16 protein-coding genes are annotated in these 18,662 nt (G+C 70.9%); 3 read left to right on the top strand and 13 right to left on the bottom strand.

Features of this window, described 5'->3' with window-relative positions; translation table 11 throughout:
• Positions 1-62: 62 nt before the first annotated feature.
• Together ACQPZG_RS04145 and ACQPZG_RS04140 are read right to left on the bottom strand one after the other, a co-directional pair.
• The gene (locus tag ACQPZG_RS04145) at positions 63-596 is read right to left on the bottom strand and encodes a hypothetical protein (protein ID WP_433544376.1); all 534 of its coding nucleotides are present in this window, start codon (positions 594-596) and stop codon (positions 63-65) included.
• An 82-nt stretch (positions 597-678) separates the two neighbouring features.
• Positions 679-1,116 (bottom strand): ANTAR domain-containing protein, encoded by a 438-nt coding sequence (locus ACQPZG_RS04140; RefSeq protein ID WP_433544375.1) that lies wholly within the window; start codon positions 1,114-1,116, stop codon positions 679-681.
• 305 nt (positions 1,117-1,421) lie between these two features.
• Between ACQPZG_RS04140 and ACQPZG_RS04135 the strand changes: the two genes are divergently transcribed.
• Complete coding sequence (locus tag ACQPZG_RS04135; protein WP_433544374.1) at positions 1,422-2,153, top strand: ANTAR domain-containing protein; 732 nt, start codon at positions 1,422-1,424, stop codon at positions 2,151-2,153.
• A 164-nt stretch (positions 2,154-2,317) separates the two neighbouring features.
• Here the strand turns inward: ACQPZG_RS04135 and ACQPZG_RS04130 are convergent, their stop codons facing one another.
• The 7 genes from ACQPZG_RS04130 to ACQPZG_RS04100 all read right to left on the bottom strand — a co-directional run bounded on the left by ACQPZG_RS04130 (position 2,318) and on the right by ACQPZG_RS04100 (position 11,251).
• The gene (locus tag ACQPZG_RS04130; RefSeq protein WP_433544373.1) at positions 2,318-3,061 is read right to left on the bottom strand and encodes a GAF domain-containing protein; all 744 of its coding nucleotides are present in this window, start codon (positions 3,059-3,061) and stop codon (positions 2,318-2,320) included.
• Positions 3,062-3,214: 153 nt separating this feature from the next.
• Positions 3,215-3,766 (bottom strand): GAF and ANTAR domain-containing protein, encoded by a 552-nt coding sequence (locus ACQPZG_RS04125; RefSeq protein WP_433544372.1) that lies wholly within the window; start codon positions 3,764-3,766, stop codon positions 3,215-3,217.
• 613 nt (positions 3,767-4,379) lie between these two features.
• Complete coding sequence (locus ACQPZG_RS04120; protein ID WP_433544371.1) at positions 4,380-5,261, bottom strand: SDR family oxidoreductase; 882 nt, start codon at positions 5,259-5,261, stop codon at positions 4,380-4,382.
• A 758-nt stretch (positions 5,262-6,019) separates the two neighbouring features.
• Positions 6,020-7,072 carry a hypothetical protein gene (locus ACQPZG_RS04115; RefSeq protein ID WP_433544370.1) on the bottom strand — a complete coding sequence of 351 codons (1,053 nt, stop codon included), beginning with the start codon at positions 7,070-7,072 and terminating at the stop codon, positions 6,020-6,022.
• 139 nt (positions 7,073-7,211) lie between these two features.
• Positions 7,212-8,468 (bottom strand): FUSC family protein, encoded by a 1,257-nt coding sequence (locus ACQPZG_RS04110; protein ID WP_433544369.1) that lies wholly within the window; start codon positions 8,466-8,468, stop codon positions 7,212-7,214.
• 320 nt (positions 8,469-8,788) lie between these two features.
• Entirely contained in the window at positions 8,789-9,685 is an 897-nt protein-coding gene (locus ACQPZG_RS04105) for an SDR family oxidoreductase (RefSeq protein ID WP_433544640.1), read from the bottom strand.
• Between the two features lie 699 nt (positions 9,686-10,384).
• On the bottom strand, positions 10,385-11,251 hold the full coding sequence (locus ACQPZG_RS04100) for a SigB/SigF/SigG family RNA polymerase sigma factor (RefSeq protein ID WP_433544368.1): 867 nt from the start codon (positions 11,249-11,251) through the stop codon (positions 10,385-10,387).
• Positions 11,252-12,105: 854 nt separating this feature from the next.
• On the opposite strand from ACQPZG_RS04100, the gene ACQPZG_RS04095 reads away from it, so the two are divergent.
• Positions 12,106-12,300, top strand: coding sequence for a hypothetical protein (locus ACQPZG_RS04095; RefSeq protein ID WP_433544367.1), 195 nt, complete (start codon positions 12,106-12,108; stop codon positions 12,298-12,300).
• Positions 12,301-12,788: 488 nt separating this feature from the next.
• Positions 12,789-13,601 (top strand): hypothetical protein, encoded by an 813-nt coding sequence (locus ACQPZG_RS04090; protein ID WP_433544366.1) that lies wholly within the window; start codon positions 12,789-12,791, stop codon positions 13,599-13,601.
• 371 nt (positions 13,602-13,972) lie between these two features.
• Here ACQPZG_RS04090 and ACQPZG_RS04085 read toward each other — a convergent pair whose 3' ends face one another.
• From ACQPZG_RS04085 to ACQPZG_RS04070, 4 genes are all read right to left on the bottom strand, one after another.
• Complete coding sequence (locus ACQPZG_RS04085; RefSeq protein ID WP_433544365.1) at positions 13,973-14,476, bottom strand: N-acetyltransferase; 504 nt, start codon at positions 14,474-14,476, stop codon at positions 13,973-13,975.
• A 112-nt stretch (positions 14,477-14,588) separates the two neighbouring features.
• A complete protein-coding gene (locus tag ACQPZG_RS04080; RefSeq protein ID WP_433544364.1) occupies positions 14,589-15,311 on the bottom strand; it encodes a DUF3159 domain-containing protein in 723 nt (240 codons plus the stop codon).
• A gap of 74 nt (positions 15,312-15,385) precedes the next feature.
• Positions 15,386-17,473: a prolyl oligopeptidase family serine peptidase gene (locus ACQPZG_RS04075; RefSeq protein ID WP_433544363.1), complete on the bottom strand. Its 2,088-nt coding sequence runs from the start codon at positions 17,471-17,473 to the stop codon at positions 15,386-15,388.
• Between the two features lie 193 nt (positions 17,474-17,666).
• Positions 17,667-18,296, bottom strand: a complete 630-nt coding sequence (locus ACQPZG_RS04070) for a TetR/AcrR family transcriptional regulator (RefSeq protein ID WP_433544362.1) — start codon at positions 18,294-18,296, stop codon at positions 17,667-17,669.
• Positions 18,297-18,662 lie beyond the last annotated feature (366 nt).

Raw genomic sequence — 18,662 nt, 5'->3', positions numbered from 1 at the left:
GCCCACAGGGCCTGCTGTCAGGACAACGACGTCCGGCATCCGCGACAGCAGGCCCGACGCGGTCAGCGGGTGAACGCGTCCGCCCGTGGCACCGGGCCCACCCCGCTTTGCCGACCGGGCCGGAGCGCCGCATGGTGCTGTCCGGGTCCGGCACCGTCGCGCGCGGCCAGACGATCGGCGACGAAGCCGGTGGCGAAGGCGTAGGCCGCCTTGTGCAGCAGGTCGACCGCCAGTTCCCTGCGCGGCCAGGTCTGGGGCGGAGCGCCGACGCCGGTGGCGTTCTCCAGGAGCTGATCGTTGGTGAGGCGGACCACGGCGAACTTCGCGGACGAGAGCGGGCCGCGGAGCCCCGCCTGCGCCATCGCCGACCGCAGTACGCCCAACACGGCGGCCTGCCCGTAGTGCATGGCCCAGTTGCGGGCGAGCGGCTGCTTGCCGGGGCGCTCGTCCATGCCCGTCAGCCTTTCCAGGACCCTGGCCGGTACGTGCGAGTCGGGCCGACCGGTCAAGTGCTGCTCCAGCTTCTCCCCGGCCGTCATCACCACCGCGCCCGCCGTTCCGGCGAGCAGTCCTTGCCACAGTGCGCGTTTCATCATGCGCACCCGGATACCCGCAGCCGGGCACCCGTACCCCACACCCTCGGCTGTTCGGACGTTCCGTCGTACCCCAACGCCCCGGCTATTCCGGCGTTCCGGCCGTCTGGCGGACACGGCTGAGGGCCTGGTCCAGCGCGTCCCGGATCGGGCGCGAGGGCGCAGGGCCCTGCACACCGTCGACGAGACGTTGGGCGACGGTGTGCAGGGCGACGCCGGTGTGCTGGGACACCTCCACCAGCACGTGCCACGCCTGCCCCCGGGAGCACGGGGCCGACGCCATCAGGATGCCGCGCGCCGTGTCGATCACCGGGTGCGTTTCCAGCGCCCGCCGGAGACCCTCGATCTCCTCCCTCAGCTCTGCGGAGGACTTCGAGGACAGCGGCGACCACGTCGGCTCGTCGGCCGGGGGCTGCGGTGCGGTCCGTGCACCCTCGTCGGCCGGGGGCTGCGATGCGGACCGTGCACCCTCCTCGGACGGGTCACGCATGATGTCGTACGTGCTCGTGCTCTGCGGTCTCACCGCATTTCTCCTTCCTCCCACCGCTTCACATCGGTGAGATTTTTCCTCCGGTATCTCGTACCCGCTCTCACGCCTCCGGAACGAGGAGCCGAGCCAATCAACGCCGTTTCCGGGACATTCCCGCTTCCTGGGCTCGGATCCCCGACCGCCCGTACGGGGCATCCGCCGCGGCGCCCCGCTCCGCCCGTCGTCCCGCGGAGCAGTCCCGGGTGGCAGAGTGGGGGTACGTGGACAACGGCGGCCTTCCGGCGCAGCGCGGACGTCCTCCCTCGGACAGGGCCCTCACCGGCCCGGGTGGGACCGACATGACAGAGGAGGCACCCGGGCCGCAGACCCCGGACCTGATGGAACTGCTCCTGGAGACCGACAGCCTGGACGGGTTCCTGCTCTCGCTGGCGCAGCGCGCCGCGGCGCACACACCGGCTTCGGACGGCTGCGGGATCACCCTGGAGCGAGGAGGCCGCCCGCTGACCGTGGCGAGTGCCGGCACCAGCGCGGCGCGGCTGGACGAGAAGCAGTACGGGCAGGACGACGGCCCGTGTCTGACCGCTCTGCGCACCGGCCGGGAAGTGAGCGTCCCCGACATGCTCACCGAGCAGCGGTGGGGTGGCTATCCCGCGTACGCCCTGGCCAGCGGGACCCACTCGTCGCTTTCCCTGCCGATCGCCGCGCACAGCGACACGGCGGGCGCGCTCAACCTCTACTCCGCGAAGGAGGACGCCTTCGCGGACGCCGATCTGGTGATGCTGCGGGATCTGGCCTCTCAGGCGACCGGCGCGCTGGCGCTCGCCCAGCGCACCGCCGATGCCCAGGAGTTCGCCGCCGACCTGCGGACGGCCCTGGTCACGCGGGCGGTCATCGACCAGGCCATTGGCGTGATCATGGGGCAGCGGCGTTGCACGGCCGACGAGGCGTGTGCCGTCCTCCGGGCGGCGTCGCAGAACAGGAACGTCAAACTGCACGCGCTGTGCACGGAGCTCGTCACCAAAATCGGTGGCGGGCCGCCGTCGACGGACGGCCCGCAGCCACGCCCGTGACGTGCGGCGGCAGGGACCGGTCGGCGCCGCGGCCACCGGGCCGCACCCGCCCCGCGCGGCCGACGCGGCCGGTCGCGGAGCAGCACGGCCGACGCGGCGTACCGGATGCCCCGCCCGAAGGCATCCAGGACATCACCACGGAGCAATACGGCCGACGCGTCCGGTCACGGAGCAGTGCTGTGGGCCGCCATCACTTCGCGGGGGTGGAGCGTACGACGGATGAGCAGCCGCGCGGTCTCCGAGGGCCGCAGGTCGTGCACGCGGCTGTAGTGGTGCAGGGCTGCGTCCGCCTCCTGCACCGAGATGTCGGCGGCCGCGGCGAGCAAGCCCTTGGCCGTTTCGACGGCCGCCTTGGCGGACACCGCGGCCTGTACGCGGGTCAGCACGTCGCGTGGCCTGGAGGGGTCGGCCTCCCAGCGGACGACGGCCACGGCGGTGACGTCCGCGAACGCCTGCATCAGGCCGAGTTCGCTGTCGGTGAGCGTTCCGGGGCGTTCGCACAACAGGTTGAGCGCGCCGACACCGTGCCCGTTCACACGCAGGGGCAGCCCGTGGGCCCCGTGGAAGCCCAGCGCACGGGCGCGCGGTACGAAATTCGGCCACTGGGACTCCCGGCCCGCGAGGTCGGGAGCGTCGAGACGGTGCTGTTCCCGCCAGACGTCGATGCAGGGGCCCTCTCCGCTCTGCGCCTGCAGCAGTTCCAGCAGGGCGGCCCGGTCGTCGGAAACCGCCATGGTGCGCAGGCTTCCGCGTGCGTCGACCATCATGATTCCGGCGGCGTCCGCGCCCGTGAGAGCCACGCAGTGGGCGGCGAGGCGGTCCAGGAGCACGGTCGGGTCGACGTCGTGGGCAAGGCTGTCGGCGAGGCTGACGAACGCCTGGGCGATGTGCTGTTCGCGGCTGATCATGCGAGTTCACCGTCTCTGTCCTTGCCGGCAAGGCCGACGGGCGCCGGGCTCCTGGTTCGTGCTGCGGCCCCGACCTCCTCGAACGTGCCCGAGAAGAGGGGGTGCTCGTGCTGGATGTGCGTCTTCCGCGGCGTACGCAGCACATCCCGTCGGCTACGCATCGAAGGTCACCTTCCGCTCGATCACGTCGCGCGCGGCCTCGCTGACACTCTGGTCGTGGACGAAGGCATGCGCCCGCAACCGGGCCAGGGCCTGCTGCGGGTCCGTGTCCAGATAGAACATGATCATGCCAGTCGCCTGCTGGACCTCGTCACGGTTGTCCTCGGCGTGCTTGAGCCAGGAGTCCGCGCCGTCGGGGAGGACCGACGCCTGGAGGTTCAGCAGAGCGAACATGATGGCGTCCGCCGCCAGCAACGCGTTGCTCACGTCCTCCACGTCCATGTCACCCGGTACGGCCCGGTAGAGGTCCAGCGTGCCGGCGACCGCCGTCTCCGCTCCCAGGGGGAACGAGAACACCGCCCGTACACCCATCTCGACGGCCTGCCGGGCGAAGAGCGGCCAGCGCCGCGCGTCGGGCCCGGTGCTCAGGTCACTGGCGAGCACCGGGGCGGCCAGGTCCGTGGCCCGCTGGCAGGGGCCGTCGCCCAAGGTGTACTGCGCCTCCGCGAGCCGTCCGGCCACCGCGTTGCTCGACCACCAGGTCATCCGGCTCGTGCGGCCTCCGTGCAAGGAGATGGAGGCACCGCTCACCGGCAGGTGGTCCACACACACCTGGCACAACCGGGCAGGCACGTACTGCGCGTCACCGCCCTCGGCCAGAGCCCGCCGCAGGGCCCGCTGCACGGGCGACCCCGAGGGCCCGCCGCCCCCGGGAGCACGCGCGCCCGAACCCGAATCCGTCACCCTCCACCTCCGCCCACACGTCCGCCGACGTTCACGATCTCACAGGGGCCGGTCCCTCGGCCCCTTGCACGGCACTCTGCGCCGCCCGGCGGGCGCGGCCTTCCGGGGGCGCGGAAAGAACAGGTCCGCGTCCGTATGCTGCCGGTACGCGCAACGGTCCCGAAAGAACGCGCCCGGAGCCGACCCGGCCCACTGCCCGCGGGCGTGTTCTCGGTCCGTGCTCGTCCGGAGTCGCGAGGTACGGGGTCTCCCGCGCGGAGGCGGCCACCAGGTTGCGGGGATGCGTGCCCGCGCATCCATCGACGGATGCCCCCTGGCGGGTGTCCTGTCCTGCCCCGCCCGATCCGCTGCTCGACGTCTGGGCCGACGCCACCCCTCCCCCCGCACCGGTGCACGTGCCGACTGTCCCGCCGGATCAAGGGAGCGGCGTGCCTCCGGTGGCGTTCATGATCTCCGCGGTGATGAAGCTCGCGTGCTCCGACGCCAGGAACACGTACGCGGGTGCCATCTCGGCGGGCTGGGCAGGGCGGCCCATCGGGGCCTGCTTGCCGAATTCCTCGGTGTCCGGCAGCGTGGCCGGAATCAGCGGCGTCCACACCGGCCCGGGAGCCACGGCGTTGACCCGGATGCCGTCCTCGACCAGCATCTGCGCCAGTCCCTTGGTGAACGTGACGATGGCGCCCTTGGTCATGGCGTAGTCGAGCAGGTGCGGGCTGGGCTGGTAGGCCTGTACCGAGGTGGTGTTGATGATGGATCCGCCGGAGGGAATGTGCGGCACAGCCATCTTGCACAGCCAGAACATGCCGTACAGATTCGTGCGCACCACCCGGTCGAACTGCTCCGTGCTGATGTCCTGGATGCCTTCGGGCTGGGACATCTGGTACGCCGCGTTGTTGACCAGTACATCGATTCGTCCGAACTCCGCGACGGCCCGCTCGACGAGGCGACGGCACTGGTCCTCGTCCCGGATGTCGCACGGCACGGCCAGACCGCGTCGCCCGGCTTCCTCGACGAGGCGAACCGTCTCCTTGGCGTCCTCCGCCTCGGCGGGCAAGTAGGTGAAGAGGACGTCCGCGCCCTCGCGTGCGTAGGCCAGAGCGACAGCCCGGCCGATGCCGGAGTCTCCACCGGTCACGACCGCCGCCCGGTTGTGCAGGAGTCCGCTGCCCCGGTAGGAGTCCTCGCCGTGGTCCGGGCGCGGATCCATCGAACCCGTCCGGCCCGGCGGCTCCTGGTCCTGCTGCGCGAAGTCCGGCTGCGGGTGCTTGGTCGTCGGGTCCTGCGGGGTGTCACCCATCGGTGCTGTTCCTTTCTCGAATCCGCTGTTTCCAGCTTGCGCCGCACCTGGCGAAGACGCGAACGCCCACCGCTCGCGGTGATCGACTTGTGCGGAATCGTGCCGTCGCAGCATCGGATGTCCCGTGATCCGCAGTCCCACACACGCGGGGCGAAGTTTTTTCACCGGCTGTGACGTCGAGGCAGGCGAGACGCTCCGGGGAACGGACGGCGGCTCGCCCCCGGCGGACCGGTCGGCACCACCTGAGCCACTGCCCATCTGACTTCGTCTTCGCGTCTTCGCGTCTTCGCGTCTGCGCGTCTGCGCGTCTGCGCGTCTGCGCGTCTGCGCGTCTGCGCGTCTGCGCCATGGTCGTACCAGGCGGTGAGGCGGAGCGGCCGGGGGCAGGCAGCTGCTCCGCCGTTGCGTCGAGCACGCCGAGGGGGCGAAGCCGGTGACGCCCGGCATCCGGTGCTGTGCGGAGCCACCGCATGCCGATGCCGTGACACGGCCCCTGGTGGGACGTTGGCGCGGGTACGGCGCGCCGAGGACGACGTCGGTGGCCGACGGCAACGGGCTCGCCGTACGTCGACGCACCGTCGACGGCGACCGAAGACGCCCTACGAAGCCGTACCCCGCTGCCCGCGGCCGTAGACGTCAGTGGCCGACGGCAGCGGGCTCGCCCTACGTCGACGCACCGCCGACGGCGACCGAGGACGCCCTACGAAGCCGTTCCCCGTGGACTTCGGCCGTATGGGACGGCGAGCGCGGCCCCTCGTCTACCAGTCCCCGTCCTCCACCGGCTCGCCCCGTGCGTCCTTGAGCGGCCGGACCTGCTGCGGTGCCGGCGCCTGCCACGGCTCGTGGTCGTCCCCGATCCAGTCGCCGGCCGGCTTGACGTCCTGGAGCGATTGGGTGGGCTTCAGGTCGTGGGCGTCCTGATCGTAGTAGTCGTACCAGGGCAGGCCCGCCCGCGTGTACGCGGCCCGGTCCACCGGCGAGGGCGGCGGCGCCTCGCCGGTGATGCGGTGCCACTGCGGCGGCGTCACCAGGTGCACGAAGACCCGGCCCTCCGGTTGCTCGGCCCAGTCCGTCAGCGGCCGCTCGTCGCGATAGACCTCCTGGCGCATGGTGCCCCCGACGCCGAGTCCCATGGCCGGTGCCGGCCGGCCCCGGGCCGCACTCGGTGCCGCCGGGGCCGCACCGGGCGCGGCCGGGGCGGCCATCGCCATCGGCGCGCCGTAGGCCCCGCCCGGCCCCGCCGCTCGGCGCGCGAGTTCGGCACGGCACCGTTCCTCCTCCCGCCAGCGCGCTCGCTCGGCGTCATTCAGCGTGAAAGCCTGGAGCTGGACCCCGCCCCAGACCTCCTCACCGGTGACCTGGCCCTCGACCGTCGCCCCCAGCCCGAGCGGCACGGCGACGAACTGGCGGACCGTGCCCGTCCCGGAGTTGATGCCGTCCAGCCAGGGCTGGCGGGGCAGCACGACGTAGTTCTGCGGATCGCGCGAGAGCCGGTCCCGCCATGGCTTGCCCGAGACCGCGCACACCTTGCCGACCCCGACCTGGAGCGCGGCCGGCTCCCTGGTGCCGGAGAAACTCAGCCACATGGCCTCGCGCAGGTACACCGGCAGCATCACACCGCCGCGCGCCCGCCACTCCTCGGGCACGGTGTCCGCGTGGTCGGCGACCCGGCGGACCGGGAACTCGCCGAGCCCCGGCGGCAGCGGATGGGTACCCGTCTCGGGCAGCCGCAGGGTGCGGATGAAGCGCACCGACGCACCGCCCGGCAGCAACAGCCGGTTCCCGTCGATCCGCACGCTCACTTCGGTCATGCCCACTCCCCCTGTTGCGGCTGTCGTTCGTCGCGCGGTGGCCCTCCGGCCGTCCCGGTCGTCACCCGGTCGGGTCGGCGTCCGTCGCCCGGTATCCGGCGTCCGGTGTCCATCGCCCGGCGTCCGTCGTCCGTCGTCCTCAGTGAGAACGCCGCGCGGCACCGCCGCGGTTCCGCTTCCGCAGTCGCGACCGTGCCCCGTCGCGGAGTTCGGTCAGCCGTGGCATGCGTTCGCGCTGTTCACGCGTATGCCGGTCCAGTTCCTCCATGAGCCGACGAGAACGGTGCTCGGTGTCCATCTCGTCGATGATGCGGTTGACCTCGCTCAGCACCGCGCCCTGCAACTGCCATTGCCGAGGGTCGCGCCGGACGTCGTCGAGGAGCAGCACGGCCAGCTTGTCCCGGGTGACCGCGGCCTGCCGCAGCTCGGCGGAGAGGCGCTCCTCCGCGGACTCGGCGTCCTCGCTGGCGCTCGTGGTGACCAGCACCGCGAAGCTGACCACGGCGTCGGCGATCTCGGACAGGAGCTGCTCGATCGTGGCGCCCGTCTCGGGCGGGAACAGTGGCTCGGGTTCCCGTTCCTTCGCGAGGTCGGTGAGAGTGCGGGCGAGCACCCGCATGACCACCGTGCAGATCTCCAGCGTGTCCAGACCGGAGCGCAGCACCACCCGGTGCAGCAGCCCCTCGCGCACGCGGGGATTGAGCCGCAGACTGTCCTCGGCCTGCCGCAGGTCCTCGTCCACCTCGCCGATCTCGTGGTCGAGGCGGCGGGCCTCGTGCAGCCGGGCCGCCGCCTCGTGGAACGCCGTGCTGCCCGCGGCCTCCTCGCCCATCCGCAGCATCAGCTGCCGCACCCGCCGGGCCAGCCTCTCGATCGACTCGCCCGCCTGCTCCACCCACACCGGAGGCGCGAGCACGAGGTTGAAGGCGAGACCGACGATCGCACCGATCAGCGTCTCCACGACCCGCGCCCATGCCAGGGCCCCGTGCGAGGTCACGCCGAGCACCAGCATCGCGCTGATCGCCACCTCGGCCACGAACTCGTGCGCCCGCACCAGGTGTCCGACGCCCAGCGCCGCGACGATCAACAGCGCCAGACTCCACCAGCTCAGGCCGACCAGCTGGCTGAAGGCGATGGCCACCAGGACACCGGCCACCACGGCGTTGACCCTGCGGAAGCTCATCTTGAGCGTCGCGTACAGGGTGACCTGGACGACGAGCAGCGCGGTGAGGGGCGCGGTGAGCGGCGCCGCCGACTTGTCTGGGGTCAGCCGCACCGCGATCACATAGGCGATCGACGCCGCGGCGGCCGACCGCAGCGCCTGTACGACCAATGGGTCCCGAAGCCGCTTCACCCGCCGCAGGGCCTCCGCCGCACTCTCACGTACCTCGTGCATCCTCAGGCTGTGCTCCTTTCCCCAGGCGCCTCGAACGTATCCGGACAGGACGGTAACCGGACATCGAGTGAAGGGAAGGGTCGTACGCGCCGCACACCATCGTGCATCCACGATGCGTCGGGCTTCCCGACCTCGGATGTTCAACGCCACCGGGTGCGCCGGCGGTGGCAGCTCAAGGAGGGTGTCTCGCCGACGGTCCCGCGAATGGACCGTCCTGCCGGGACGACGGGCAAGGCATCGCCAGGGACCGGGGCGCTCCCGACAGGAGCCGGCCGGCAGGGGCAGACCGCTGGGCGGCCCTCCCGGGTCCGGCAGGCGTTTCAGCCTGGTCTGGCGCCGGGGCCGGGCGCTGTGTCGTCGTGGCCGCCGCCTCCCAGCAGTCCGGTCGCGTCGAAAGTGTGGTGCTTGCCGATGCGTGGCAGTTCGGTACGGGAGAGGCGGGTCACCAGTGGCGGCAGAACCGCTCGTACGGGCTGGACCGCCCTGAGCCAGACCGGGGCGTAGACCGCCGGGGAGCGTCGTTCGACGGCGCGGACCAGCCGGTCGGCGACCTCCCGCACGGGATAGACCTTGCGCGCGGGTGCGGGCATGTGGGCCCTCAGTTCCCTCAGAACTGTGTGCTTGTCGGCGTCGCGGATCATGTCGGTGTCGGTCCAGTTCAGGTACGCGACCCCCACCCCGACGCCCTGGTGGGCGACTTCCGCCTGCAGGGCGTGGGCGAACGATTCGACTCCGGCCTTGGACGCGCAGTAGGCACTCATCATCGGCGAGGCGCCCATCGAGGCCAGGGACGCGATCTGCAGGTAGTAACCGTGGGTCGTCCGCAGATCGGGCAGGAAGGAGCGGGCAGTGATCGAGCTGCCGACCAGGTTCACCTCGATCACGCGTCGCCATGTCGTGGGGTCGGACTCGGCGAAGGGTCCTCCCTCTGCGATCCCGGCGTTGGCGACGACCACCGACGGCGGGCCCAGCTGGCTGCGCACCCGGGCGGCAGCCCGCTCCATGGCGGCGTCGTCGGTGACATCGACCTCCCACCAGCCGGCCCGCACGGGCAACGACTTCGCGACGCGCTCAAGCGCCGGTGCGTTGTGCCCGAGCAGCGCCACCACGGCACCCCGCTCCGCCAGCCCTCTGGCCACGGCCTCGCCCACACCCCGTGCGGCTCCGGTCACGACGGCCACCCGCCCCTCCAGGGGCCGCGACCGCGGTCTTCCCATTGCCCTCATTGAGCCAAGGTAGACCAGGTCCCACGGACCAGCACACGGAAGATCCGGATCAGCGCCGCCCTCCTCACGCTGAACGGTGCTCCCTTTGCGTGTTCAAGGAGCAAGGAGACGGGGCCGGAGGGCTGGAGGAGCCACTCCGCGCCTGGGTACGAACGCTTCGACGAGGAAGCGGTGCGCACGGTCGTGAAGCTCTTCGTGACGGCGGCCGTGGATGACGACGGCACCCACCTGAGCCTCCACCTGACCGACCATCAGGACCACGCCCTGGTGCTCGTCCTCAGCAGCGGCTCCCCACACCGGACGTCCCGACGACGGTTCACTTCTGCACGCCGTCGCCCCCCAGGGCGCCACGGACTGCGGCACGGAATCCGCCCCGGACGGCCACCGCCGGTGGGCGCTCCTCAACCTCACGCCCCTCGCCCCGGGCCTGGCCGCGCTACCGAAGAACCACAACCCGGAGCGCCGCCCCCGGAGCGGCGAGGAGACGGCATAGGTCCATCACCGCAGGGTTGGGCACTTCGCCGTGCGGGCACCACGTCGGCCGACGCCAGCCGGGGGACTGCCTTCCCTGCCGCGACCCCACCCCGGGCGACGGGCCCGCCGACACCGTGAAAGGTCACCCTCCGGTAGTGCCGGAGCAACAGTGACCCCGCGTCCGGACCGCACGGGGGCACCGGCAACGGGCGTCGCTCACGCCGTGGTGAGCATCCCGGCGCGGAGCTGGCCGAGGATGCGGGTGAGCAGGCGGGAGACCTGCATCTGCGAGATGCCGAGTTCCTGGCCGATCTGACCCTGGGTGTACTCCTGACCGAACCGCATCGACAGGATGCGGCGGTCGCGCTCGGAGAGCTTCGCCAGCAGCGGGGCGAGGGTGTGCAGGTCCTCGAAGAGTTCCATGTCCGGATCGACGTCGCCCATGAGGTCGCCGTAGGACGCCGACTTGCCCGTCTGCCCCTCCCCCGTGTCCGCGGGGAGATCCAGGGAGCCCGCGGTGTAGCCGTTGGAAGCCACCAGCCCGTCGACGATCTCCTTCTCCGGAAGGTCCAGGAGCTGCGCGAGTTCGGCGACGGTCGGGTCACGGTCCAGGACGGTCGCGAGCTGCTCCTTGGCCTTGGCGAGCTCGGTGCGCAGTTCCTGGAGGCGGCGCGGGACGTGCACGGCCCAGGTGGTGTCGCGGAAGAACCGCTTGATCTCACCGGTGATGTAGGGAATCGCGAAGGAGGTGAACTCGACCTCGCGGGACAGGTCGAACCGGTCGATCGCCTTGATCAGGCCGATGGTGCCGACCTGGATGATGTCCTCCATGTCCCCCGAGCCGCGGTTGCGGAAGCGGCGGGCGGCGAACTTCACGAGGGAGAGGTTCATCTCGATGAGGGTGTTGCGGGCGTAGGCGTACTCGTGCGTGCCCTCCTCCAGGACGCTCAGCCGGTCCAGGAACAGACGCGACAGGTCACGGGCGTTCTTCGGCGCCACGGCCGCCGGGTCCTGGATCTGCGGCAGCACGGCCTGCCGGGCGCCCTGTTCCCTCGTCATGTCCTGTACTGCTGTCGTCATCATCGTCCCCACCTCTGCTGCCCCGTGCTGCCTGGCCTCAAGCCACACCTGCCCTCGAACAGACGTCGCATGCACCGGGGCATACGGGGAATTCGAGGAGCCGCACACACGCCATGGCGCCGAGGCGCAACGAATGCGCCGCAAGGGCCGCCAATCCCACGTCCCCACCGCCGGATCTCGGGCCGGGAACTTGGCTGTGCGACCGGGGCGGAGAGAACAACCGAGGGGGCCGGGTCAGGCACACTTCTGGACGCCCGCTACAGACGGGGGCCGGTCGGGCGCGACGGAGCCCGGAGGCCGCTGAAGTTGCCGGCAGACGCCCCGCCCGAGGCAACGACGCTCGGGGGAGGGGCGGATGACGCTGTCGGCAGATGTGCTTCGCCCAGGGAAACCACTTGAGGGAACGGGGCGGACGAACCTGCGCGGGGACGGTACGAACGCCGGGGAAGCGAAACGTGGCCCCGCGTACGTGCGAAGGGACGCGGGGCCACCGGTGCTTCGTCCTGTCGGGAACGCGCACTCACGACCGTACGCCCCCACTCCCCCACCCGCACCCGGGCGAGCGGCCGTACGGTTGCACGCGGGTGACAGCCGGTCAGGATTCCCGGGGCAGCCACGCCGTGCACTGCGGCGTCGGCCGCACCGTGCGCTGAGGCGTCGGCCGCACCGACAAACCGGGCGAGGTGGAGCGGCACCGAGAGGGCAGCGCCACAGTCAGCACGTCCTCACTCGACCCGGATCCGCCACGCGTAGCCGACGGCACTGGTGGCGTACGGGGGAGACAGCGAGTGGCGACGCCTCGCTTGCCGGTGGCTGGTCGGGTCGCGCCATGGGCGGCCATGTCGTACACAGAGGTCATGAGTGAGCACAAGACGTCCTGGCACCCCGGTGAGATCGTGCCCGCCAGCGGTATCTACGCGTGCGACTGCGACGGCGAACACCACTGGAGCACCGATGTGAGGGGGCACCGCTTCCCGCCCCTGCCCACGGGCTGCACGGGTCGGTCCTGGGCACTGCACAAGCCCACGCATGCTGAGGACTCCCGCGGCTGAACGCGCCTGCGGCCCGGACGGGACCTGGACCACGCTGCCGAGCCGACCGTCCTTCTCGTAACTCCGTTTGCGCTGCATCTCGTTGAGCCGAGCATGCCGTCCGATCCTCTGCCATGACGCTTCCACGGAGGCGGCCGCCCGACCCGATGATCTTGCAGACGGCACACGGCTCGCCCCGACACGGAAGCGGTCCTGCGTGAGCTGACCGCGCGTCCGGGACGCGGTCGTCGGGCTGGACGCGCCCTGGAGGTGGTTTCGCCGCGCGGCGATGCCTTCCTGACGTCGGCCACGACCTTCACGCGTTGTCCACGCCGCCGCATACCGGGACCTCGACCTTGGTTTCGTCTTCACATTCCGGGTACCTGCGCTGAACACCACGCACCACCTCACCCTCGGGTGCGACGCGCCTTCAACTCGGTTGCGCGGCACGCTGGTTGGGGCCTGTCGGTGGAGTGGTGCGGTCCTGTTCGCTCGTGAAGGGATACACCGTGAAGCGCAAGGCGACTCGTGCGGTCAAGCGGAACATGCTGGTCTCTGTGATGGCGTGCGCTGCCCTGGGGGCAGGTGTCACGGGATGTGCCGGCTCTTCCTCCGACGCCAACGACGACAAAGCCCCTGACAAGGAGAGGCAGGCGCAGGAGAAGCAGGCATTCGAGGGGCAGAGTGCCGATGAGATAGCCGACAAGGCCATCGCCGCCACCAAGAAGGCCCAGTCCTTACGTCTGTCCACCGAGACTGCCGCCGGCGCGCAGACCTCGACCGCCGATTACGCCGTGGACACCAAGGGCAGCTGCCAGGGCACGAACACCATGCAGGACGCGAAGGCGGAAATGCGGCGGATCGGCCCCGACACCTACGTCAAGGGCAATGCCGCCTACTGGACGGCCACCCTCAAGCAGCAGGGTGGCGGCGCCAAGGCGCAGAAGCAGGTGGCCGCGTTCAAGGACAAGTGGGTCAAGCTCCCCGCGGCAGAGGCCAAGGCCGCCCAGGCCAGGTGCGACAAGGATTCGCTCCTGGCGGCCATGGACAACGACAAGTCCGAACGCCAGGGCATGACCCGCGGCAAGGACGCCCAGGTCCAGGGCAAGAACACCGCCGTCCTGCACAAGAAGACCGACAAGGGCGAAACGCTCACCCTCCACGTGGCCACCGAGGGCGACCCGTACATCCTCAAGCTCGACGAAAAGGGCGCCAAAGGGACCACCACCACGTCCTTCAGCGACTACAACAAGCCGGTCGACGTGACCGCGCCCCCCGCCGGCGAGGTCGTCGACGCGGCACGAGCAGCGAAGGCCGCCTGACACAGCTTCTGCCCAACGGCCCTGCGAGCCCTCACGAGAGCGGTGGAGGCTTGCAGGGCCGCGGTCGTACCCGACGGCGCGGCCAGCCCGCGCCGGGCAGGCCCGGGGGCGGGGTCACCCTGCTCGCTCCCCGCCGCCAGCCACCCGCCAGGCGGCCAGGCCCCTGTCGGGTCCACGGACGAGTCTTCCTCTTGCCCACGCATTGCCCACGAACAGGCCAAGGAACATCGAACATCCGGGCCGACCGTCATACCCGCGGGCAGCACTTCTGTACGCACCTCTTACCCGTCGCGCACCTCTTACGTGTCGCGCACCTCTTACCCGTCGCGCACCTCTTACGCGTCGCGCACCTCTTACCCGTCGCGCACCTCTTACGCGTCGGGGTGCTCCGGCAGGGCGAGCCAGTCCGTCCAGGAGATCTCTCGGCCGAGGAAACGCGGCTGCTCGAACGGCCAGTCGGCGGCGATCCACTGCGGCACCAGCTCATCGAGGGCGTGCTCGACCTCGCTGTCCACCAACTCGTCCACCACCCACCAGGAGATCTCACCGTCCGCGCCGACCCTCCCCGGTGGGTCGATGTAGACGCAGCCGAGCAGGGCTGTCTCCGCCGCGTCGAACAACGCGTAGTTGAACGACTGGTGTGCGGCTATCTCCTTCTCGTGCCGCGCGAGGTCGGCCTGGTCGGCCTCATAGGTCATGGTGGCCGCGGGCCAGCCCCAGGCCGGGCCGAAGAGGGTCCACAGCCGCTCGCGCGAAGCCATCACGGCCGGGTAGTCCAGCGCGGTGTCCGCCTCCCGGATCGGCCTCAGGTGATGACCACTGCCCGGCAGCGGTACCAGGACGGGGTGGACGAAGGTGTCCGGGAGCCAGCTCATAGCGCCCGACCGTAGCAGTGCGCGTCCCTCCGGATTCCGACAGGGCAGGCACAGATGCTGCGGCAGTGCCGGTCGCACTTCCCGGCCTCCGGGGGGTTGCGCTCTCGAAAGGTCAGGTGGTGGCGGGCAAAGGGCCGGGCTGCTCGTCGGCCTGATGTCCGGCCTTCGCTTGGGCCTCCTCGTAGGCCCGCTGATGCGCCTGTGCCGCCAGTCGCCGGCCCGACTGACGGGCGGCCCACACGACCACCAGGAGGGCCAGCGCGAGCAGCGGGTAGCCCATGGCGATCCTCGCGAAGGCCAGCCAGCCCGTGGAGTCTTCCTCGTACAGCCACTGCTGGACGACGAACCTGGCCGCGAACACACCGGTGAGCGCGAGGGTGGCGATGTCGTAGTAGCGGACCGACGGCTTGTCCTTGAGCCAGGCGGTACCGGTGCTGTTGAGCGCTCCCCAGACGATTCCGGCCAGGGGCCGACGTACCAGGACGGACAGGAGGAAGACCGCTCCGAGCGCGAGGCTCGACCAGATACCCAGGAGGAAGAAGCCCTTGGCCGAGCCGGTCTTCCAGGCGACCAGGGAGGCGACCGCGACACCGAACAGGCCGGACAGGGCGGGCTGTACGGGTTCCTTGCGGACCAGTCGCAGTACGGCGAGGGCGAGGCCGACGCCGACGGCGGTGTAGATCGCGGGCGTCAGGCCCAGGGAGGCGTTGGCGAGCACGAAGGCCACGATCGGCACCATCGTGCAGACCATGCCCGTGGCGCCGCCCATCTGTTCCAGGGCGGTGTGCCTGGACCGCGGGGGCGTGGGATCGACGGGGCGTATCGGTTCGGTCATGGCGGGATCAACTCACCGAGTGGTGGTGGGGGTGCGTCCGGCATGTGCTGACTGTCGCTGCTGCGCAATGCCGGCTACCGCCCGCCGACGCCTGCGTGTGCGTCTTGGTCCGTACCGCGGCGAGTGCCCAGGTGGCGGGCGAGAAAGCGGTCGGCCGCGTGGTACATGTCGATGTTGTTCTCGGGGTTCACAAAGCCGTGGCCCTCGTTGTCCTTGACCATGTACTCGACCGCGACGCCGCGACCGCGGAGCGCCTCGACGATCTGGTCGGACTCGGCCTGTGTGACGCGGACGTCGTTGCCGCCCTGGATCACCATCAGCGGCGTGCGGATCGCGTCGACCCGGCTGATCGGCGAGCGGGCGAGCAGTTCGGCCTCCTGCGCGGGGTCCTCGGGGTTCCCGGCGTAGCGGTACCAGTTGTTGTACAGCGACGGCTTGACGAACTCCGGTACGTTCCGCAGGAAGGTGACGAGGTTGGAGATGCCGCAGAAGTCGATCGCGGCGGCGAACACGTCCGGGGTGAAGGTGACGCCGACCAGGGTGGCGTAACCGCCGTAGGAGCCGCCGAAGATCCCGACGCGGTCGCGGTCGGCGAACCCCTCGGCGACGGCCCAGTCGACGGCGTCGATCAGGTCGTCGTGCATCTTGCCCGCCAGCTCCCCGACGCCTGCCTGGAGGAAGGTCTTTCCGAATCCGGTCGAGCCGCGGAAGTTCACCTGGAGCACGGCGCAACCGCGGTTGGCGAGCAGTTGGGCCGTGGGGTCGAACCGCAGGCTGTCGCGGTGCCAGGGACCGCCGTGCACCAGGAGGACCAGGGGCAGCCCGCTCGGCTCGGCCCCGCGGGGCAGCGTCAGGTACGAGGGGAGGCTCAGCCCGTCCCGCGCGGTGATCGTGACCGCGGTCACGGGGGCGAGGGTCTCGGGCTCCAGTCCCGGCAGGGGGCGGAAGAGGAAGCGGCTTTCGCCGGTGGAGTGGTCGTAGAAGTAGGTGACGCCCGGGTCGAGGGGGTGGCTGAAGCTGACGACCCAGCGCCGGCCGCTCATGTCGCTGGAGACGGAGGCGAGTTCGCCCTCGGAGAGCTTCTCCAGGTTCTCCAGGACTGCGGCGAAGTGGGGGTCCAGGGCGTGGACGACCTGGCGTTCACCGAGGTAGCGCACACCGAGGAGGTCCCCGGTACGGCGGTCGAGGATCAGCGGTTCCGGCATGGTGGGGAAGACGCTGGAGCGGGTGTCGAGGTCGAGGCCCGGGTGACGGTCGACCTGGGTCTGCGTGCCGGTGGCCAGGTCGAGCCGGGCGACGCCCAGGTGGTCGGTGTCTCCGTAGGAGGCGATCCAGACGCCGGTGCCGTCCGGGGTGGGCTGGAACGGGTTGATTCCCACGGGGTGTTCGGCGCCGTCGAAGGTGGCCACCGGGCGCAGCGTTCCCGTTTCCGGGTCCCACTCGGCGAAGTCGATCTCTCCGTCGGGCGTCCAGGTCTGGGCGTACAGCTTCCCGTCCGGTGTCGGCAGGAGTCCGGCGAACTGGCCCGGGTTCTGCGCGACGACCGTCAACTCGCCGGTGGCGATGTCGACGTCGCAGAGGTCGAACTCGGCGGGATTGCGGTGGTTCAGGTGCACGGTCATCCTGCCCGGACGGGCGGGCGTGGTCTCCCAGGCCACGGCGGTGGCCCCGGGGTAGGGGGTGAGGTCGAAGGCGTCGGCGTCGGGATCGTCCAGGTCGACGCGGTAGACGTGCCAGTTCTCGTCGCCGTCGCCGTCCTGGGCGTACAGCAGCCACCGGGCGTCGTCGGTCCAGCGGAAGGTGTGCACACTGCGGTTGGCGTCGGCGGTGACGCAGCGCGCCGGCTCGCCCTCGTCGAGGCTCTCCACCCATACGTTGAGCCGCTCGCGCCAGGGGGCGAGGTAGGCGATGCGGGTGCCGTCGGGCGAGATCGAGGCCGCGACGCGGACGGGAGAGGCGAAGAAGTCCTCGACGGCAATGAGGGGAACGTCGTCCGGGACGCTCGGGGCCGGATTCGGGACGCCGCTCGGGGCCTGGTTCGAGACGTCGTTCTGGACTTGTTTCGGCGCGTCGCTCTGGGCTCGGTTCGGCGCGTCGCTCTGGACTTGATTCGGCTCGTCGCTCTGGGCTCGGTTCGGCTCGTCGTTCGGAACAGTGGGCATGAGCGCTCCTTGTCGGATACGTGGTCCGTTGGTCGATGTGCGCTCCCCCGGGAGCGCGGCGGCGGGCTCGCCGATGCGCGCTCTCCCGAAGGCGGAGGAACCGTGCCGCGCAGCTTGTGGCGATGGGCGACGGGGCTTGTGGAGCCGGCGGCGGGGGCCGCCGCGTCAGGCGACGGGCGAGGTGTCCGCGACGTCAGGCGACGGGGTCTCCGACCACTCCCCCGGTGACGGTGCGAATCGCCTGGGCGAACCGGCCGGCGAGCTCCGGCACGTCGGAGAACTCCGTGAGGTCGGCGTCGGAGAGGACGGCCGCGCCGATGTGCTCCTCCAGAACCCGGATGACCGCCGCGGCTGCCGCCGCGTGCACCCGTACGTCGAGGTCGTCGTCGGGACGGTTCAGACGGCCGCCGATGATCGTCCGCAGCTGGCGTTCCGTCTGGTCGCAGGCCATCAGCCAGGCCGTTCGGAGCGCGGGTTCGGTGTCGGAGAGCCGGATCATCTGCATGGCGAGCATCTCGTCGGCCAGGCTGACGGGCGGCACCTCGTGCCGGAGCCGGGTCAGTTCGGCGGTGAGGTGAGCTTCCAGGGAACTCTCGCGGGGCCAACTGCGCAGCACGCTCAACAGGGTGACGACGCCCTGCATGACGATCGGCTCGGCGCAGCTCTCCTTGCTGCGGAAGTGGCGCCAGATGGTCCGCGTGGACAGGCCCACCGCCTCGGCGATCTGGTCGCCGCCGGTGGCGGCCACACCCTGCTCCCAGAACAGGCGCGCCGCTTCCCGCGAGATCTCCAGCCGCAGCCGCTCACGCCGCTGGTCACTCATTCCTCCCGCGTTCCGCTTCGTCTCCGCCACGGCGTGCTGCCACCTCTCTCGCGAATGTCTCTAAACGACGTTATGTCATTAAGTGACATTCAGCAAGAGGCAGCACGCCCGGAGCGGTCACCGCCATTCCTCGGCCTGCGCCTGATCGGAACAGCCTCGTCCGGGGCGCTTCGGCGTCGCCGTCGGCGCGGTGGAGACGGTTCAAGCGGTAGAGACGGTTCAAGCCGTCAGGCCCTGGTCGAGCGGGGGCCGGGTAGAGGGAGGGAGCGGTCATCCACTGCATGAAGTCGCTGCTGTCCGGAGACCCCGGCTGGGTGGTGCCGGCCTCGGCGAGGCGCAGCGTTCCGGCGGTGGGGCGGGGCGTTG

Source organism: Streptomyces sp. CA-294286 (genome assembly GCF_050947155.1).
In the GTDB taxonomy this organism is placed as follows: domain Bacteria; phylum Actinomycetota; class Actinomycetes; order Streptomycetales; family Streptomycetaceae; genus Streptomyces.
The sequence above is the reverse complement of the archived record's forward strand: the minus strand, read 5'-3'. Positions and strand labels throughout refer to the sequence as shown.

Excerpts from the sequence above, each read along its gene's own strand:
- ACQPZG_RS04145 (WP_433544376.1), bottom strand. The coding sequence starts at position 596 with ATGATGAAACGCGCACTGTGGCAAGGACTGCTCGCCGGAACGGCGGGC.
- ACQPZG_RS04135 (WP_433544374.1), top strand. The coding sequence starts at position 1,422 with ATGACAGAGGAGGCACCCGGGCCGCAGACCCCGGACCTGATGGAACTG.
- ACQPZG_RS04130 (WP_433544373.1), bottom strand. The coding sequence starts at position 3,061 with ATGATCAGCCGCGAACAGCACATCGCCCAGGCGTTCGTCAGCCTCGCC.
- ACQPZG_RS04125 (WP_433544372.1), bottom strand. The coding sequence starts at position 3,766 with ATGACCTGGTGGTCGAGCAACGCGGTGGCCGGACGGCTCGCGGAGGCG.
- ACQPZG_RS04120 (WP_433544371.1), bottom strand. The coding sequence starts at position 5,261 with ATGGGTGACACCCCGCAGGACCCGACGACCAAGCACCCGCAGCCGGAC.
- ACQPZG_RS04115 (WP_433544370.1), bottom strand. The coding sequence starts at position 7,072 with ATGACCGAAGTGAGCGTGCGGATCGACGGGAACCGGCTGTTGCTGCCG.
- ACQPZG_RS04110 (WP_433544369.1), bottom strand. The coding sequence starts at position 8,468 with ATGCACGAGGTACGTGAGAGTGCGGCGGAGGCCCTGCGGCGGGTGAAG.
- ACQPZG_RS04105 (WP_433544640.1), bottom strand. The coding sequence starts at position 9,685 with ATGGGAAGACCGCGGTCGCGGCCCCTGGAGGGGCGGGTGGCCGTCGTG.
- ACQPZG_RS04100 (WP_433544368.1), bottom strand. The coding sequence starts at position 11,251 with ATGATGACGACAGCAGTACAGGACATGACGAGGGAACAGGGCGCCCGG.
- ACQPZG_RS04095 (WP_433544367.1), top strand. The coding sequence starts at position 12,106 with ATGAGTGAGCACAAGACGTCCTGGCACCCCGGTGAGATCGTGCCCGCC.
- ACQPZG_RS04085 (WP_433544365.1), bottom strand. The coding sequence starts at position 14,476 with ATGAGCTGGCTCCCGGACACCTTCGTCCACCCCGTCCTGGTACCGCTG.
- ACQPZG_RS04080 (WP_433544364.1), bottom strand. The coding sequence starts at position 15,311 with ATGACCGAACCGATACGCCCCGTCGATCCCACGCCCCCGCGGTCCAGG.
- ACQPZG_RS04075 (WP_433544363.1), bottom strand. The coding sequence starts at position 17,473 with ATGCCCACTGTTCCGAACGACGAGCCGAACCGAGCCCAGAGCGACGAG.
- ACQPZG_RS04070 (WP_433544362.1), bottom strand. The coding sequence starts at position 18,296 with ATGAGTGACCAGCGGCGTGAGCGGCTGCGGCTGGAGATCTCGCGGGAA.